An 18417-nucleotide genomic window follows, 5' to 3' on the forward strand; every position below is an offset into this window, starting at 1 on the left:
ATGATAATGCAAAAGCAACTTATTAATTTAGTAAGAGATATTTATTCTTCTAATGAATTCATACCTTTACATGCACCTTCTTTTAATGGTAATGAGCATGCTTATTTGGCTGAGACTATCGATAGTACCTTTGTATCTAGTGTCGGTAAATTTGTAGACGAGTTTGAGACGAAGGTGCAAGATTTCACTAATTCTAATCGTGCTATCGCTACTGTTAATGGAACAGCAGCCTTAAATACTGCTTTAAATTTAGCCGATGTCAGAGCTGGTGATTTAGTCTTAACTCAAGCTTTAACCTTTGTGGCAACCTGTAATGCTTTATATCATATGGGAGCAAAGCCCGTTTTTATTGATATAGAACTCAATTCATTTGGTTTATGCCCCAAGGCGGTATCTGAATGGTTGTATGAGAATGCTATAGTTGATAACGATGGCCAATGCCGTCACAAGCAAAGCGATGCGGCTATCAAAGCAGTAATGCCAATGCATACTTTTGGTCATCCTATACAAATTGATGAACTTCTAGCCATTTGTAAAGAATGGAATTTAACCTTAATCGAAGATGCTGCTGAGAGTTTAGGTTCTTACTATAAAGGCAAACATACCGGAACTTTAGGACGATTTGGTGCGTTGAGCTTTAATGGTAATAAAGTGATTACTACTGGTGGTGGTGGGATGTTGTTATGCCAGCATGAAAACGATGGCGTGAGAGCTAAACACATAACGACTACGGCTAAAGTACCTCATGCTTATGAGTTTTATCATGACGAACCGGGTTTTAATTATCGCATGCCTAATCTTAATGCAGCTTTAGGCTGTGCGCAAATGGAACAGCTAGAAGCAAAGCTTATGAGCAAAAGAGCTGTTGCCAAGCGATACGAGGACTATTTCGAAGATAGTAAGTTCAAGTTTGTCAAAGAGCCTGAATACGCTCATTCTAACTATTGGTTAAATGCCGTAGTATGCCCTGATTTAGATAGTCGTAATCACTTGTTAGAAGCTACTAATGCTCAAGGAGTAATGACGCGTCCTGTTTGGCAGCTTATGCATAGACTACCGATGTTTGCTGATTCGTTAAGTGGAAGCTTGGTTAACTCTGAGTGGGCAGAGGCAAGATTGGTTAATTTGCCTAGCTCTCCTTTATAAACAAATTGTTCAATGAATAGGCTGGAAATATGAGATCTATATATATTATTGGTGCTAGCGGATTTGCTTCAGAAATATCTGAATATATTAGTAATGATAACGAATACAGTGTAGCAGGCTATTTTGATAAAAATAAAAATGATTATGATAAGTATGATTTTAAATCACCATTCTTAAACCTTGAAAAGGATTTTGATTTTAAGGAAGGTGACTGTGCCATAATTTCAATTGCTGAACCTACAATCAAAGGTAAAATATATAGAGAGATGAAGTCTAGAGGGGTTGATTTACCTACATTTATAAGTAAACAAGCTTATGTTTCCACAAAATGTATTATAGGTGAAGCATCTATTATATGCCCTTTTGTAGCTATCACTTCCAATGCTCGTATAGGTGTCAATTTTCATGCAAATATCTATAGCTATGTAGCGCATGACTGCATAATAGGCGACAATGTTACTTTTGCCCCAGCAGTTAAATGTAATGGCAATGTAATAATAGAGGATAATGTTTATATCGGTACTGGTGCTATAATATTTCAGGGGAAACCTGATAAGCCTATGGTGATAGGTGAGAATTCTATAATTGCTGCGGGATCAGTTGTTACTAAGAGTGTGCCTAAAAACACAACAGTTTTTGGTAGCCCAGCCGTTGAGTTTACTAAAGAAAATATAAAAAGACGGTCTTAGTCTAAATTGTCTTTATAATTCTTAATCTATAATGAATAGATTCATTTAAACTAACATTATCTATTTTTTATAGAGATAATATTATTAAAAGGGTTCAATAATTATGAAAAAAGTTTTTGTAATAGCTGAAGCAGGCGTTAATCATAATGGCTCTATCGAACTTGCTAAAAATCTTATTGATGTTGCAGCAGAAGCAGGAGCAAATGCTGTGAAATTTCAAACCTTCAAGACAGAGCTTTGTATAACTAAAAATGCTGTAAAAGCTGATTATCAAATTGATAACACTAAAGATTCTAAAGAAAGTCAATTTGAGATGGTTAAGAAGTTAGAGTTAAATGAAAGTGCCCATGAGGAGCTCATAGACTATTGCAGAAAGAAAAATATTTTATTTTTATCAACTCCATTTGATCATGATAGTATTAATTTGTTAGATAAGCTAGGATTAGAAATATTTAAAATTCCGAGTGGAGAGATTACTAACTTACCTTATTTACGGCATATAGGACAGCTAAATAAACAGCTTGTACTCTCTACAGGTATGGCTAGTTTAGGCGAGGTAGAGGCTGCTATTGATGTATTAATAAAAGCAGGTTCTCAACGAGACAATATAACTGTTTTACACGCTAATACTGAATATCCAACGCCTATAGAAGATGTAAATCTAAAAGCTATGATTACTCTAGGAAAGGCTTTTAACATTAATTATGGTTATAGTGATCATACAAACGGTATAGAGGTTCCTATAGCTGCAGTTGCTATGGGTGCAAGTGTCATTGAAAAACATTTTACTCTAGATAAAAACATGGATGGTCCAGATCATAAAGCTAGTTTAGAGCCGAGTGAGCTCATAGATATGATAAAAGCTATTCGTAATATAGAACTAGCCCTAGGTAGTCAAATTAAACAGCCTAGTCCTAGCGAATCTAAAAATATACTTGTAGCTCGTAAGTCTTTGATTGCTAACAAAGATATTCTTGAAGGGGAAGTATTCACTGAACATAACTTAAGTGTTAAACGTCCAGGTACAGGTGTTAGTCCCATGCGCTGGGATGAAATTATAGGCACTAAAGCGAGTAGAAGTTATAAAGAAGATGAATTGATATGAAAAAAAAGATATGCGTAGTCACAGGCACTCGAGCTGAATATGGTTTATTGTATTGGTTAATGAAAGGTATTCAACAAGACAAGGACTTAGAGTTACAGCTTATTGTGACGGGCATGCATCTTAGTCCCGAATTTGGTTCTACCTATATAGAAATAGAAAAAGAATTTAAAATAGATAAAAAAGTAGAAATGCTTCTGTCTTCTGACACTATAGTTGGTGTTTCTAAGTCTGTCGGATTGGCGCAAATTGGTTTTGCTGATGCTTATAATGATTTAAAGCCTGATCTATTAATAGTATTAGGAGATAGGTACGAGATCTTCAGCGCAGTAAGTGCTGCAATGATTTCTAGAATTCCTATAGCACACCTTCACGGTGGAGAAACTACAGAAGGAGCTTTCGATGAAGCTATACGCCATAGTATAACTAAAATGAGTCATCTTCATTTTACAGCGACTAAAGACTATAGACGTAGAGTTATTCAACTGGGTGAGCAGCCTGATCGTGTATTTAATGTAGGTGGTTTGGGAATTGAAAATATATTAAAACTTAAACTTTTAAGTAAGAAAGATTTCGAGGAATCAATTGGTTTTAGGTTAGCCCTGAAAAATATCCTAGTTACATTTCATCCAGTTACTTTGGAAAAGTCGACTTCAAAGAGCCAGTTTCAGGAGTTACTTAGTGCAATAGATGAATTAGAGAATACTCATATAATTTTAACTAAAGCAAATAGTGACACTGACGGTCGTATTATTAATGAAATGATAGATAATTATGTTAGTCAAAATAGTGACAAAGCAGTAGCATTCCACTCATTAGGCCAATTAAGATATATAAGCTCTCTTCAGTATATGGATGCAGTAGTAGGTAATAGTTCTAGTGGTTTAGCGGAGGCTCCAAGTTTTAAAATAGGTACTATAAACATAGGTGATAGGCAGAAAGGAAGAGTTAAGTCTAAAAGTGTCATAGATGCTTTACCTAATAAAGAAAGTATATTGGATTCATTCGATCGTTTATATTCTGACTCTTTTCAACAATTATTGACTGAAGCAGAAAATCCTTATGGTAAAGGGTGTGCGAGCGAAAAAATAATTGAAGAAATAAAGCGTGTTAATTTAACTGATATATTGAAAAAAAGTTTTTATGATCTAAATTAAAAGCTTTTGGGATTTGAAAATGGATAATTGGAAAGATGTGATTCTTAAGGTTGATTCAACTATTCGCGATGCTATGCGGATTATCGATAAGTCTGGAATACGTATTGGTTTAGTAATTAACGAACAAGAAAAATTGTTGGGAACAGTCACAGATGGTGATATTCGTCGTGGTCTATTAGCTTCAGGTGATATGGACGATTCTGTTGTTTCAGTTATGAATGCCAATCCTATAATCATAAAACCCTCTCATACTAGACAACAACGCATTGATATAATGGATAAGTATGACGTATTAGTTTTACCTGTAGTTGATGATAATAATTATCTAGTAGGATTAGAGACATTACACCAAATTTTACAGCCTAAAAAACGTGATAATCCTGTTTTTATTATGGCTGGAGGATTTGGCACTCGTTTGCGTCCTTTAACTGATCATTGCCCTAAGCCTATGCTACATGTGGGTGATAAGCCTATGTTAGAGCATCTTATCAGACAATTTATCAAATTTGGTTTTCACGATTTTTACATCTCTACACATTATATGCCTGAACAGATTCATGAACACTTTGGAGATGGTAGCAAATGGAATATCAGTGTCACTTATATCCATGAAGATGAACCATTAGGCACAGGTGGTGCATTAGGTTTGCTGCCTAAGAGCTTGCCCGAGCTGCCATTGATTATGATGAATGGTGATGTATTGACTAAAGTAGATTTTAAACGTTTGTTAGATCATCATGAATCGAACAATTTTGATGCTACTATGTGCGTGCGTGAGTTAGAGCATAAAGTATCTTTTGGAGTGGTAGAGAGTCAGGATGACTTGGTTACAGCTATGGTCGAAAAACCAACATATCGTTATCATATTAATACAGGTATATATGTCCTAAGTCCCGAATGTGTAGCTTCTGTAGAACCAAACGAGAAAATAGATCTGCCTACACTGCTTGAAAACAGAATGCAAAAGAATAAAAAAGTTGGAATCTATACCAGTTATGATTATTGGCTAGATATTGGACAAATGGCTGACTATCAAAAAGCTCAGCAAGATATAAAAAATTATTTTACTGAAAGAAACTAGAATATGAGAAAAATCGCTGTAATAGGTTTAGGTAATATTACTAATAGACATCGAAAAAACCTAAAGAAAATTTACCCTCATTCCATCATTTATGCTATGTCAGCAAGTGGCCGTATACCTACAGATGAAGTTAGCAATGCAGATATAGTTGTTAACGACATTTGTGAGATAATAGATCATAGGCCAGATATGGCAATTGTAGCATCTCCAGCTACCCTTCATACCAAACACGCTATACCATTGATTGAAGCTGGAATTCCTGTACTTATTGAAAAGCCTTTAGCTGCCAATAAATTAGATACAGCAGCAGTTATTGAGGCAGCAAATAAATATAAGACTCCTGTTGCTGTTGGATATTGTATTCGCTATTTGTCAAGTAGCAAGTGCATGAAGGTGCTATTAGAAGAAGAAATTATTGGCAAAGTTTATAATGCATTTGTTGAGGTAGGACAGTATCTTCCAGATTGGCGTCCTAATACGGATTATCTTAATAGTGTGTCAGCTAATTTAAATCTTGGTGGAGGTGCTTTACTTGAGTTAAGCCACGAACTCGATTATGCACAATGGTTATTTGGATCGTTACAATCACATTATGCTATTTTACGGTCATCAGAAGAGCTCTCATTAGAGGTCGAAGATGCAGTAGATATATTAGCTACTAATGAGGAAGGAGTCGTTGTATCAATTCATTTAGACTTCTTACAGCGTAAAGCATATAGAAAGTGTCGAATTATAGGAAGCAAGGGTAGCATCGAATGGGATTTGATTGAAAATGAGATAACACTCACGACAGCAAGTTATAAAAAGGTGCTTTTTAGTGAGCCTGAATGGGATAAAAATAGAATGTATCTTGATATGATATTAGATTTTGAAAATTTGATATCAGGTAAAGATAACCAATGCATTACTCTTTTAGAAGCAAAAAATACAGTTTCTTTGATAGATCATATTAAACACTCAATAACTAATAAAAAGTAATTTTATGAAAAACTATGCATTTATTTTTGTTCGAGGTGGCTCTAAGGGGCTACCTGGTAAGAACATAAAAAAACTAGCTGGTAAGCCGTTATTATCCTATTCTATAGAAACCGCTAAAGCGACTCCTTCTATAGAAAAAGTATTTGTATCAACGGATGATAAGGATATTGAGTCAATAGCACAAGAGAATGGTGCTATTGTGATCTTTCGCCCCAAAGAATTAGCTACGGATAATGCTCCAGAATGGCTGGCCTGGCGCCATGCTATCGAATGGACAATAAGTCATTATGGTTCTTTCGATGAGTTTATAAGTTTACCTGCTACTAGTCCTTTGCGTAGTATAGAAGATGTTGAAGGTGCAATCCTAAAGAGAAGAGAACAAAAAGCCGATATATGTATTGGAGTTACACCTGCTAGTAGAAGCCCTTATTTTAATATGGTTAAGCGTAGCGATGATGGTGTTGTCGAACTAGTGAATAAGCCAAAAGATAGTCTAACACGTCGTCAAGATGCTCCAAAAGTATTCGATATAACGACTGTTGTTTACGTATCAACTCCTAAATTTATTATGGAAAATTATGGATTGTTTTCAGGCAAGGTAACTAGCATTGAAGTACCTAAGTCCAGGGCTGTAGATATTGATGATATATATGATTTTAAGCTAGCTGAAGCAATTTTATTAGGAGTAAAAAATGAAAGATTTATTAAAGAATAAAACTATATTGATCGCTGGTGCAGGAGGGTTATTAGGAAGTCGTTTAGTGGTTGGAATCCTATCACAAGGTGGTAACGTGATAGCTGCTGATATTAATGTTGAAGAGACAAAGAAATTATTAAGTGAGTTAGATGCTAATATTGCTCAATCATGCCTTCAAGTTGTACCTTTAGATATTACTAATAAAAATAGTATTAAAGAGATTTTCTTGAAAAATCCTAATATTGATGGTGCCGTTAATGCTACTTATCCTCGTAATAAAAGTTATGGTGCACATTTTTTTGATGTAACGCCTGAAAGTTTTAATGAAAATATATCTTTACATTTAGGTAGTTCATTTTTATTCACACAACAGTGTGCTGCTTATTTTAAAACTAATAAAAAAGAATTCTCTCTGGTAAATATTTCATCTATTTATGGTGTTGTTGCTCCAGACTTTTCCATATACGAAAATACTTCCATGACTATGTCTGTTGAGTATGCTGCAATAAAATCAGGTTTATTGCATCTGAATAAATATGTTGTTAATTATATCAATGATAGTAAATTTCGCATTAATGCAGTTAGTCCAGGTGGTCTTTTTGACAGTCAACCAAAGCCTTTTCTAGAAGCGTATAAGAAGAAAACCCATGGCAACGGAATGCTGGACTCTCAAGATATACTGGGGGCTATATTATTCTTACTTTCTAACCAGTCACGTTACGTAACTGGGCAAAACATCATTGTTGACGATGGCTTTAGTTTATAAAGGTTTGTTTGTAATCACACTTAATATTATTGATGGTTTATTAAGAATCGTACTGATTAAAATTTGAATAGTTTTTAAATATTCAAATGCCAAATAAAATTGCTGAACTAAACATGAACACTATTTTATTGTCTTAGTTTTTATTGCGAGCATCCTTTTTAGAAAACCATCATATTATTAATGGCCTATATAATAAAGAAAGATTTATAGTCAGTAAACACTGTATTTTATTCTTACCAACCTATAGCTCAATCTTCTAGATAAAAAGTAGGCTTAAGCAGGGTTTATATGACAAAGCTAGGTATAGGATAGTTTATCTGAATTTTCTAATAATATTTGTCTTAGTTATAGTAATTACAATTATATTTCGGGCTGACTATATATCAATTATACAAAAAATTAATGAGAGTTATTAGTATGAATAATATTGGTGATAAGCTTATATCAGATTTAACAATCGACGATATCATGGATGATTTGATAAAAAAACTTAATAATTTTTTCTTTGTCAGTAAAGATGAAGTTAAAGCTATGCTACAGGTAAAAGAGGTAGTATTTCAGCGCTTAGAAAACTGTATTAAAAACATAGATAATAAGTATTTCATTAAGGATGGAAATCCATATTTTTCCTATATACACTCTGGCCAGTATTTAATTTTTCTTTATATTTTTTCTAATGAAATAAGTAAAATGAATCTTATTTCATTAAAAGAAAAGCTTTATTATCTAAATAAAATTTTACATTCAGTTGATATCTATCCGGATGTTGAGTTACCAGAATGTTTCTTTCTTGAACACCCTATGGGAACTGTATTAGGACGAGCCGAATATGGAAATAACTTTATGGCAATGCAAGGGTGTACTATTGGAGGTGATAAAGGAGTCTATCCAGTTTTAGGAAGTAATTTAAAGATGTACTCTAATTCAAAAATACTAGGGAACTGCAATATAGGTAGCAATGTGAGTATTGGTGCAGATGCTAGTATAAAGAACCAGGACATACAGGATAATTGTTTAGTTTTTGGACAATCACCTAACTTAATAATAAAGCCTGTCCATAATAAAAAATAACTTATCTAACCTAGTTTGGTCTTTTTCAATAGGTGGTTGATCCCATAAAATTTTAACCAAAGTCAAGATATCAATAGATAAAATACTAAATATTAATTTATATATTGTTTATACAAAACTTTTAAACCCTCAAGAGTTGACTATACTTTAATTAGCATAATTTTTATAAAATACTATATTTCTAACTAGAAAGTTTTTTAAATAGTATAATAATCATAAAATTTTTTTGACCATTGGTTTGCAATAAAAATTAAATAACAAGGTGTATGAATGTCATCATTACTTATAATTAGAACGCCTTTTCAAGCATTTTTGGCTCAAAAAATTATTGAAATAGAAAATATATTATCCTATGATCTGATTTATTTTACTGAACATAATTCTGAGGAGGATATATACTATTTTAGACAACTTTCTTCTAGGGCTAGAAATTCTGATTATTATTACGTAAATATGAAAGGACCTTCAATTCTATCTTCATTTGTATTTAAGTATAAAACTTTAAAATGGTATAAAGAAAAAACCTATCAAAACATTATATGTGCAAGCATTGATGCATTATTCATTAACTCTCTAATTAAACACTATTCGAATGCAAAACTAATTACTATGGATGATGGTGCTGCAAATATATATGAGAATGGAATATATTTCAAAGAGCATAGTTATCTAAGAATAAAAGTTTATCATTTTTTATTACAGTCTTTATCTTTGTCTAAGGTTAAATCTCGTATAGATCATCACTATACTATATATGATGGTAAGCGTAATATAGTTCCTCATCATAAACTTATACCTATCAAGAAGTTGCTTAACAATAATATAAATAAAAATAAGGGTAGCTCAAAAACTTACTTTATAGGTGCTCCATTTGAATATTGTATGAACCCTGAACAAATCAAAAGACTCGAAAATTTAATTGAAACTTTTGATATTGACTATTATATAAAGCACCCTAGAGAAAATAAAAGATTAAATATCGAAATACCTTATTTGAATAAAAACGGAAGAATTGCAGAAGAGGCGATTCTAGTTAACTCTAAATCTGAGAATATTATCCTGATTGGCTGGTTCAGCTCAGTTCTACTTAATATGGGAGACCTGTGTCTTAAACGAATTGTATTATTAGCTAGAGATTCAGATAACACCAAAGAACTGACCAAAATGAGTAGAGACGCAGGCTGTGAAGTTATTCTGTTTTAGAAGCTCTTATAACTTTTGGAGCATCAAACATTATACTCGTATTAAATAGATGATTATCAGTTAAAAATGTATTAAGGTTATCAATATGATATGTATTTACTCACCTAGTGAGAATATTTGGGGTGGTGGTCAGGTTTATATAGAATACTTATGTAACTATATGAATGATAAAGGCTTATCTGCCGTTATTGCAACTTCAGAACCAAAGAGCTTCTCTTGTCCTACTATAAAGATGGACTCTGTCCTTTCTAAAAAGAAAAGACTACTAGATTCGCATTCTTTTGCTAAGAGAATTAAGAAAGAGGGTGCAAAAGTGATAGTCCTTAACGATTTATCCTCTCTTTGGCTAGCACCAATATTTAAATCTCACGGCTTAAGAGTAGTAGCACTTTTACATATATATCTTCATAAGAAAAACTCTGCTGGACTAGGTTATAGCACTTTTGAATATCATCTCCTAAGAGCTTCTAGTCTATTTTGTGACAAAGTATTTAGTGTAAATAAAGAGAACGTGAGTGCCTTTCCAGTTAAAGTGGAATTCGTTGGTAATTTTGTTTCTCCTTGGTTCTTTGGGTCAACAACTATGCCCAAGAAGTATGACTTAGCCATTATCTCTAGACTTTCTAAAGAAAAAAATATTCCCTTGTTTGTAAAACTAATTGAAAATCTAAATAGCAATAAAGCTGTTGATATTAAGGCTCTCATACTAGGTCGCGGCGAAGAAAAAGATAAAATAATTAAAGCTATTAAATCAGCAGGATTGGAAGATAGTATTGATTTACAAGACTGGGTAGATAGAGCAGAATTACCCAGTATATACGACAGTATTAGATGTTTTGCTATCACTAGTTATCATGAGGGATTTGCTACTACGCTGTTAGAGGCTCACGCTCGCGGTGTACCTTCTATCACAACTAAAAGTGCCGGATTCTGTGCTGAATTTATAGAAGGTTACGGAGCAGAAACGGGTATCGCTTTTACTCCCGAAGATATAAATTCAACAGAATTTCAACAAAAAGTTCTTTCATTAATTGATAATGCAGAAAGTTATTATGATGATTGTATCAATAAAGCTAAGTTATTCAATGAAGATGAAGTACTAGGAAGAATTACTCATGGCGTTGAACTATTGTTAGATAAAAATCAGAAGGTAAGGTAAGTGAAAATATTATACGTAGTGACAGGGTTAGCTAACGGCGGGGCTGAACGTGTTGTTTGTGACTTAGCTAATGAGATGTTTGTAAGAGGTCATGAAGTTAAGATAGCTTATCTTACAGGTGAAGTTCTCACTCAACCAGATTATAAAGAGATTGAACTTATCAAGGTTAATCTTAATGATCTTAAGACATTGTTGCCTGCGTATCTTAAATTGTCGAAAATAATCAAAAAATTTAGACCAGATGTAGTACATTCGCATATGGTACACGCGAATATACTAATGCGCCTAGTCAGAATAACCACACCAATAGATAAACTAATAAGCACAGCTCATAATAGTAATGAAGGTGGCGCTTTACGCATGATCAGTTATAGAGTAACTCACCGTTTAGCAGATGTCTCTACTAACGTCAGTCAAGAAGCTACTCAAGCTTTTGAAGATATGGGTGCAGTGCCTAAGGATGGAATGCAGACTGTATATAATGGTATTAGCTTGAAAAAATTCCGTTATATCTCAGGAGCTAGAGCAAGATTAGAAGAAGAGTTAGGTTTCACTGAGAGTTATAGAGTCATTCTGGCCGTTGGAAGGTTCAATGAGCAAAAGGACTATCCTAATTTATTAAAGGCTATCAGTCTGCTAAAAGAAGAGACAACCTATCCATTTAAAGTCATAATTGCTGGTGATGGCGAGTTAAGAGATACTATAGAAAATAAAGTTAATAATTTGGGTTTAAAAGATGAGGTATTATTACTGGGTAGAAGAACCAACATACCGGAGCTTATGAGCGCTGCAGACTTATTTGTACTGCCTTCCAAATATGAAGGTTTTGGCTTAGTAGTTGCAGAAGCTATGGCATGCAGATGTTTGGTGGTAGCTACTGATTCTGGAGGAGTGGCAGAAGTATTGAATAATCCTGAATTCTTAGTGCCGCCTTCTGATGCCTTGGCTTTGAAGACTAAGATTAAGTATGCCCTTGAACTCAATAGTAAAGATAAGGATAAGATAGTTGACGTAAACTTCAAACATGTCCGAGACAGCTTTTCTTTAGAAAATGCAATACAGAAATGGATTGCTTTATATCATGAATAGTAATGGTAAGTTTTTCGAAAGAATTCCCAATTCTATTATATTCTTATTTATAATAATTGTTTTTTTCTTAAAAACAGTTGTCTATGTATTTATAAAGCTTCAGTCATCAGGTATTGTGTTAGGGGGCGGAAGTGATGCTTCATATTATCATGGTTATGTCCAAGGATATACAAATTTAGCGGTTAATATATGGCCGGTAATGTTAAGGTATCTTAATGATATCGGTTTATATTCAAGAGAAGGTGTATCCTATTTCTTATTTCTCTTAAGTTTAGTCTTTATCCCATTCATAACTGCTAGATTAACAGGGCTTAGTTTTAAAAAAAATCAAAAGTATTATCTTTATATAATCTTATTATGTTCTGTCTATCCTGCATTGTTTTTCTATTCATTCGATATTTATCGTGATGTGTTTATGGTATCTGTGTTTTTGCTAGGTTGTCTTTCAGCAAAAAGAGCATTGGATAGTCGGAATTTTCTATATTCTATTTTTTATTTTATAATATCTATAGCAATTGGGATGCTTCTCTTAGAATTGAGAGCTTACTTAGGATACGCTTTTCTGCTAAGTTTGTTTTTATGGAAAATAACATTTACTAAAAGAAGAATTATATTTCTGGGTGCTTTATATCTTATAGTTCTCTTTATTGCAAATTATATTGGAGTTTTCGAGTCTTTAACTGAATACCGAGCTGGATTTGAAGAAAATAGTGGTGGTTCTACGCTAGGTTTAGATTTCTCTAACCCAGCATTGTTTATTCCTAACTTTATTTTAAGTTTTTTAGGACAGATGCTAGGGTTGTATGTTACAAATCCATTGGCTCTTGTCCTGTTATTAGTCGAGACATTACCATTCTTTCTTATGCTCCTTTATGTAATGAAGAATATCAAGCTTGCAGATAGCTTCGTGCGTTTTTTAATCATATTTTTTGTATTATATGCTAGTGTCTGGTTAGTTGGTAATGATAATTTGGGTACGGCAGTACGATTGAGAATGTATAATTACTTAGCAATATATATAAGCTTCTTTTATATTCTGAGATTAAAAATTCAATCCGTAGAAGCTCACAGGTTATAAATACATGAAATTAGTCATTATAGGTACAGTAGCAAGTAGTTTTTTTGGGTTTCGTGCTGACTTTATCAAAGCTTTGCTCGAAAAAAACTATACTGTCTATGCTTTTACCTCAGAATATTCGAATGAAGATTTACAAAAAATAGAAGCTTTGGGTGCTATACCAGTTACTTATCGGCTCAATCGCGGAGGTATAAATCCTTTAGCCGATATAAAAGCAACCTACGAGCTTTCCAAAAAAATTAAAGATATAGCACCAAATATGGTGTTCTCTTATTTTTCTAAACCAGTTATTTTTGGTACACTTGCCGCAAAATTAGCTAGAGTGCCGAAGATTACAGGTATGCTGGAAGGCTTGGGCTATACTTTTACTGAGCAGCCTAATCAAGTCAATAAAAAGACCCAAATTATCAAAAAAGCTCAAGTCCTGCTTTATAAAATAGCCTTACCACAGCTAGACAAGATTATATTTTTAAATCCTGATGATCCACGTGACTTGTTAGATAAATATAATATTAAGGTCAAAAAGGTAGAAGTTCTAGGCGGTATTGGATTGAATCTAACAGAATATCCTTACTCAAATACTTACCCTTCGACACCGACCTTTATTTTTGTAGCTAGGTTACTTGCTGAAAAAGGCATACATGATTATTTGGCTGCTGCTAAAATTGTAAAGCACAATTATCCTGAGACGAAGTTTATAGTACTAGGTACTATAGATAAAGAAGCATTAGGAGCACTTACGCCTGCTCAATTACAAGAATTTACCAAACAGAATATTGTAGAGTATCCCGGGCACGTTGATAATGTATCAGAATGGATAGCGAGTTCTAGTGTGTTTGTCTTGCCTTCTTATTATCGCGAGGGTGTGCCGCGTAGTACTCAGGAAGCAATGGCCATGGGAAGAGCGGTTATCACTACCGATGTTCCCGGTTGTCGTGAAACGGTAGTTGATGGCATAAACGGCTTCCTAATTGAAAAATGGAATCCTCGAGCGTTAGCTGAAAAAATGACTTACTTTATAGAAAACCCTAAAGCCATTAAAGAGATGGGTTATGAAAGTAATAAAATGGCTCAAGAAAAGTTTGACGCAGAAAAAGTAAATAAACGTTTATTAAATATTTTAGGTTTATAAATGATAAAACGCCTCTTCGATATAACCGCTGCTACAGCCGCAATAGTAGCTTTATCTCCGGTATATGCTATCACCGCCTACAAAGTTAAGAAAAATTTAGGCTCACCAGTGCTATTTCGTCAGACTCGTCCTGGCCTCTATGGTAAGCCATTTGAGATGGTCAAGTTTCGTACTATGAAAGACGCTGTAGATAGCGAGGGCAATCCTTTACCTGATAGTGAGCGCTTGACTGATTTTGGCAAAGCGCTACGTAATAGCAGTCTTGATGAGTTACCTGAGCTGTGGAATGTGCTAAAAGGCGACATGAGTTTGGTTGGCCCGCGCCCACTGATGATGCAATATCTGCCCTTATATAATGAAGAACAAGCGCGCCGTCATGATGTACGTCCGGGTATCACAGGTCTGGCTCAAGTCAACGGTCGTAACGCTATTGGTTGGCTGGAAAAGTTTGAGCTAGATACTTGGTATGTCGATAATCAATCGTTATTGTTGGATGCCAAGATCCTAGTAAAAACAGTATATAAGGTGTTGTCTCGCGATGACATCAATGAAGATGGTCAAGCCACCGCATCACCGTTTAGAGGAAATACAAATGAATTATAAAATCTACGATACTGCAAAGATTATCAATAAAGATCATTTGACGATAGGTCATGATTCACAAATTGATGACTTCGTGTTTTTTAATGCAGGCGAAGAAAGCATTATAGGCAGCTTTGTCCATATTGCTTGCTCTAGTAGTATTATCGGTGGCGGTAAGCTCTATATGGATCATTTTAGTGCACTAAGCGCTGGTTGCCGGATCATTACTGGCAGTGATGACTTTGTAGGGGGCTATCTAGCTGGTCCCACTATCCCCAAAAAATATACCAATGTCAAAACATCTACTATTCGTATCGGTAGTCACGCCATATTAGGTACCAATGCTATTGTGATGCCCGGCATCACGATCGGAGAGGGGGCTGTTGTTGGCGCAGGTGTCTTAGTACGTAAAGATTTAGAACCATGGACAGTATACGTAGGTGCAGATTGTAGACCCATAAAAAAACGGGATGCAAGTCAAGTTTTGGCTCAAAGACAAGAACTGCTTGACGAGCTAGGTATTAGCTTAGAGCGCATTATCAAATAATATAGATCGGCTAGTATTAAAAGGTAAAACCGAAGTTTATTTGATTTAGTTAGCAGTATTTTGGTATTTTTAAGCAGTTAAAACACGGTCGCTTATACTATATTTAGCATGAGCTGACACTTCAATTTATAAGTAATGCATTGAGATCACTATGTTAAACACTTCCTTTTCACCATGGCCAAGCTTTACTCAACAGGAAGCCGACGCCGTTAGCCAAGTCTTATTATCTAACAAAGTCAACTACTGGACCGGTACTGAGTGTCGCCAATTTGAAGAAGAGTTCGCTACTTGGGCTGATAGCAAGTTCGCTATCGCCTTAGGTAATGGTACTTTAGCTTTAGATGTGGCGTTGCAAGCACTAGGTTTGGGAGAGGGGGACGAGGTCATCGTCACGCCGCGTACCTTTATCGCTAGTATCTCGAGCGTTGTCAATGCCGGTGCTACGCCCGTATTTGCTGATGTCGATGCGGCGACAGGCAATATCACTCCTGAAACCATAGCAGCGGTATTGACTGATAAGACTAAAGGTATTGTCTGTGTGCATTTAGCGGGCTGGCCCTGTGATATGGACGGCATCATGGCGCTGGCGGATAAGCATGATTTATACGTCATTGAGGATTGTGCTCAAGCGCACGGTGCACTATACAAAGGTCGCAGTGTGGGTAGTATTGGTCATGTTGGCGCATGGAGCTTTTGCCAAGACAAGATTATGACCACTGGTGGTGAGGGCGGTATGGTCACTACCAATGATGAGCAGCTATGGCGCAAAATGTGGGCGTACAAGGATCATGGTAAGAGCTATGCAGCAGTCTATGAGACTGAGCATGCCCCAGGCTACCGCTGGCTGCATGAAAGCTTCGGTACCAACTGGCGCATGACAGAGATGCAAGGGGTTATAGGCCGCATTCAACTAGGTAGGATGGATGACTGGACAGCGGCTCGCACGGAGAATGCACAAGCTATATTGCAAGCGTGCGCTAAGTGGGAGGCTAAAGGGTATTTATCGGCTCCCAAACTAGAGCAGACCCCTGAATTTGCAGATTGCAAACATGCCTATTATAAATTATACGTTTACGTAAAGCCTGAGAATCTACCTAAAGGCTGGTCACGTGAGCGTATTATTGATGAGATAAACCAGTTAGGCGTTCCTTGTTTTTCAGGTTCAGCTTCTGAGGTTTATTTAGAAAAAGCCTTTGATAATACTGGCTTGCGTCCAGAGACTAGACTGCCCATAGCCAAGCAGCTAGGGGAGACCAGTCTGATGTTGTTAGTACATCCTACCTTAAAAGAGGCTGAAATTGAGCAAACCGTTGCCGCAATAAATAGCGTATTTGCTAAAATTGATAATTCAAACGATGATTAATTAATATATAATAGATTTTTTAATTATTAACTATCTAGCATTAAGTTATTAAAAACAATAAGTTAGTGCTAATTATGTATGACAAAACACCTTTATAAAAGTAGCTGATTATGTATAAAAGACTGAGCGTTCTACTGGGTTTTGGTATGGTATCGGTGCTGGCATCGGCACAGAATTTACATATGAATGACCTAAAATTAAAGTCAGAGCTTGATTGGTTGAACAGTCAAGGAGTGACCCAGATTAGCACCAGTACTTGGCCGCTAACCACCAATGAGATCAATCGAGCTTTAGCTACTGCTAGAATAAAGACCGCTACTCAACAACAAGTCGTACAGGCGGTACAAGCTAAAGTTGCTGAGCAGTCAAGATTAGGCGTTAATGGGGCTGCAAAACTGTATCTACAGACTGATAGAGATCAGCTACCCCAGACCTTTGCAGATAATCAGTTGGCAGGTCAACAAGCTACAGTTGAGCTAGGCTTTAGTGATACCCAGTGGGAAGCCAATCTACAAGTCAATATCAAGAACGATAAGCTGATTGAAGAGGCGAGCGATGTCAGTCTTGAAGGCTCATATATAGCAGGTACACTGGGTAATCAGTGGTTGGTCGCTGGGCAAATACCAACGTGGTGGGGACCGGGAAATGATGGCAGCCTTATCCGCGGAGATGCCAGTTTACCAGTAATGGGGTTTACTATGCAGCGTGATGAGCAAAATGCGCCCGCATCTCAGTATTTATCTTGGGTAGGCCCATGGCAATATCAACTATTTGCTGGCCAACTTGACGACTACGAAGCGATACCAGATACCAAGCTATTTGGTGCTCGCCTTACTGCTAGTCCATGGGAATGGTTAGAGGTGGGTGCTTCTCGTACCTTTATGTGGGGCGGAGAGGGACGGCCGTCAGATTTTAGCTCCTTTATCGATGCTATTAAAGGCACTAAAGATAATGGGGGGAGAGATGGTGGCGACCCTGCTAACCAGCTTGGCGGCTTTGATGCTAAATTAAAACTATCTTCATTGGTTGATGTACCAGCTACCGTTTATGCTCAGTATACTGGAGAAGATGAAGCTGGCGGCTTACCGGCCAAGAATATGTATTTAGCTGGTGCAGACTATGCTTCTGCTGCTTACGGTAAGCCTTATCAGCTCTATGCTGAATATGCAGATACCCGTACTAGTGGCGATGTTAGAGGTATTTCTTATAGCCATAGTATCTATACAGATGGTTATTATCAGCATGGCTATCCACTCGGTCATGCGTTGGGCGGTGATACCCAGAGTGTCTCGCTAGGTGGTAAGTTATGGCTTGATAATCGTAATTTTATCAATGCTAAAGTACAGCATGCTAAAGTCAACCAATCAAATCTCTCTATCAACCATGCCTTCCCCGTGGAAGACAAGCTAACAGGGATCGACTTGGCTTGGGAGCATCAATTGCAGCCCCAAGCTTTAGTCACTACTAGAGTTTGGGCAGTAGATTCTGATACTCAGTCGAGTGATATTGGTGCAGGAATTGGACTGGAATTGAAAACACGTTAACTTCAACAATAATTCAACTAGATAGCAAAAACA

At 35.9% G+C, this 18417-nt stretch carries 18 protein-coding genes; all 18 read left to right on the forward strand.

Going from position 1 to position 18417, the window contains the following annotated elements:
- The first annotated feature begins 6 nt into the window (after nucleotides 1-6).
- The 18 genes from JMX18_RS00395 (at nucleotide 7) to JMX18_RS00480 (ending at nucleotide 18384) form a co-directional block, all read left to right on the forward strand.
- Entirely contained in the window at nucleotides 7-1146 is a 1140-nt protein-coding gene (locus JMX18_RS00395) for a LegC family aminotransferase (protein ID WP_201582618.1), read from the forward strand.
- 29 nt (nucleotides 1147-1175) lie between these two features.
- Nucleotides 1176-1835: an acetyltransferase gene (locus JMX18_RS00400; protein ID WP_201582620.1), complete on the forward strand. Its 660-nt coding sequence runs from the start codon at nucleotides 1176-1178 to the stop codon at nucleotides 1833-1835.
- Nucleotides 1836-1938: 103 nt separating this feature from the next.
- Nucleotides 1939-2940 (forward strand): N-acetylneuraminate synthase, encoded by a 1002-nt coding sequence (gene neuB / locus JMX18_RS00405; RefSeq protein WP_201582622.1) that lies wholly within the window; start codon nucleotides 1939-1941, stop codon nucleotides 2938-2940.
- Nucleotides 2937-4094 carry a UDP-N-acetylglucosamine 2-epimerase gene (neuC, locus tag JMX18_RS00410; protein ID WP_201582624.1) on the forward strand — a complete coding sequence of 386 codons (1158 nt, stop codon included), beginning with the start codon at nucleotides 2937-2939 and terminating at the stop codon, nucleotides 4092-4094. Before neuB ends, neuC begins: the two co-directional genes overlap by 4 nt.
- 19 nt (nucleotides 4095-4113) lie before the next feature.
- A complete protein-coding gene (locus JMX18_RS00415) occupies nucleotides 4114-5175 on the forward strand; it encodes a nucleotidyltransferase family protein (protein WP_201582625.1) in 1062 nt (353 codons plus the stop codon).
- 3 nt (nucleotides 5176-5178) lie between these two features.
- Nucleotides 5179-6153, forward strand: coding sequence for a Gfo/Idh/MocA family protein (locus tag JMX18_RS00420; protein WP_201582626.1), 975 nt, complete (start codon nucleotides 5179-5181; stop codon nucleotides 6151-6153).
- A gap of 4 nt (nucleotides 6154-6157) precedes the next feature.
- Nucleotides 6158-6868: an acylneuraminate cytidylyltransferase family protein gene (locus JMX18_RS00425; protein WP_201582627.1), complete on the forward strand. Its 711-nt coding sequence runs from the start codon at nucleotides 6158-6160 to the stop codon at nucleotides 6866-6868.
- Nucleotides 6846-7616 carry an oxidoreductase gene (locus tag JMX18_RS00430; RefSeq protein WP_201582628.1) on the forward strand — a complete coding sequence of 257 codons (771 nt, stop codon included), beginning with the start codon at nucleotides 6846-6848 and terminating at the stop codon, nucleotides 7614-7616. The genes JMX18_RS00425 and JMX18_RS00430 overlap by 23 nt, the downstream gene beginning before the upstream one ends.
- 417 nt (nucleotides 7617-8033) lie before the next feature.
- Nucleotides 8034-8687 (forward strand): hypothetical protein, encoded by a 654-nt coding sequence (locus JMX18_RS00435; protein WP_201582629.1) that lies wholly within the window; start codon nucleotides 8034-8036, stop codon nucleotides 8685-8687.
- A 270-nt stretch (nucleotides 8688-8957) separates the two neighbouring features.
- Complete coding sequence (locus JMX18_RS00440) at nucleotides 8958-9890, forward strand: glycosyltransferase family 52 (RefSeq protein WP_201582630.1); 933 nt, start codon at nucleotides 8958-8960, stop codon at nucleotides 9888-9890.
- Between the two features lie 85 nt (nucleotides 9891-9975).
- On the forward strand, nucleotides 9976-11049 hold the full coding sequence (locus JMX18_RS00445) for a glycosyltransferase family 4 protein (RefSeq protein WP_201582631.1): 1074 nt from the start codon (nucleotides 9976-9978) through the stop codon (nucleotides 11047-11049).
- Nucleotides 11050-12138 carry a glycosyltransferase gene (locus JMX18_RS00450; protein ID WP_201582639.1) on the forward strand — a complete coding sequence of 363 codons (1089 nt, stop codon included), beginning with the start codon at nucleotides 11050-11052 and terminating at the stop codon, nucleotides 12136-12138.
- Entirely contained in the window at nucleotides 12131-13216 is a 1086-nt protein-coding gene (locus tag JMX18_RS00455) for a hypothetical protein (protein ID WP_201582641.1), read from the forward strand. Before JMX18_RS00450 ends, JMX18_RS00455 begins: the two co-directional genes overlap by 8 nt.
- 4 nt (nucleotides 13217-13220) lie before the next feature.
- A complete protein-coding gene (locus tag JMX18_RS00460; RefSeq protein ID WP_201582643.1) occupies nucleotides 13221-14348 on the forward strand; it encodes a glycosyltransferase family 4 protein in 1128 nt (375 codons plus the stop codon).
- Complete coding sequence (locus tag JMX18_RS00465; RefSeq protein WP_201582645.1) at nucleotides 14349-14951, forward strand: sugar transferase; 603 nt, start codon at nucleotides 14349-14351, stop codon at nucleotides 14949-14951. It abuts the gene before it with no gap.
- A complete protein-coding gene (locus JMX18_RS00470; RefSeq protein WP_201582647.1) occupies nucleotides 14941-15477 on the forward strand; it encodes an acyltransferase in 537 nt (178 codons plus the stop codon). Before JMX18_RS00465 ends, JMX18_RS00470 begins: the two co-directional genes overlap by 11 nt.
- Before the next feature lie 151 nt (nucleotides 15478-15628).
- Nucleotides 15629-16840, forward strand: a complete 1212-nt coding sequence (locus JMX18_RS00475) for a DegT/DnrJ/EryC1/StrS family aminotransferase (protein WP_201582649.1) — start codon at nucleotides 15629-15631, stop codon at nucleotides 16838-16840.
- Between the two features lie 110 nt (nucleotides 16841-16950).
- Nucleotides 16951-18384 carry a capsule assembly Wzi family protein gene (locus JMX18_RS00480; RefSeq protein ID WP_201582651.1) on the forward strand — a complete coding sequence of 478 codons (1434 nt, stop codon included), beginning with the start codon at nucleotides 16951-16953 and terminating at the stop codon, nucleotides 18382-18384.
- The last annotated feature ends 33 nt before the right edge of the window (nucleotides 18385-18417 follow it).

This window comes from Psychrobacter jeotgali, assembly GCF_904846315.1.
In the GTDB taxonomy this organism is placed as follows: Bacteria; Pseudomonadota; Gammaproteobacteria; order Pseudomonadales; family Moraxellaceae; genus Psychrobacter; species Psychrobacter jeotgali.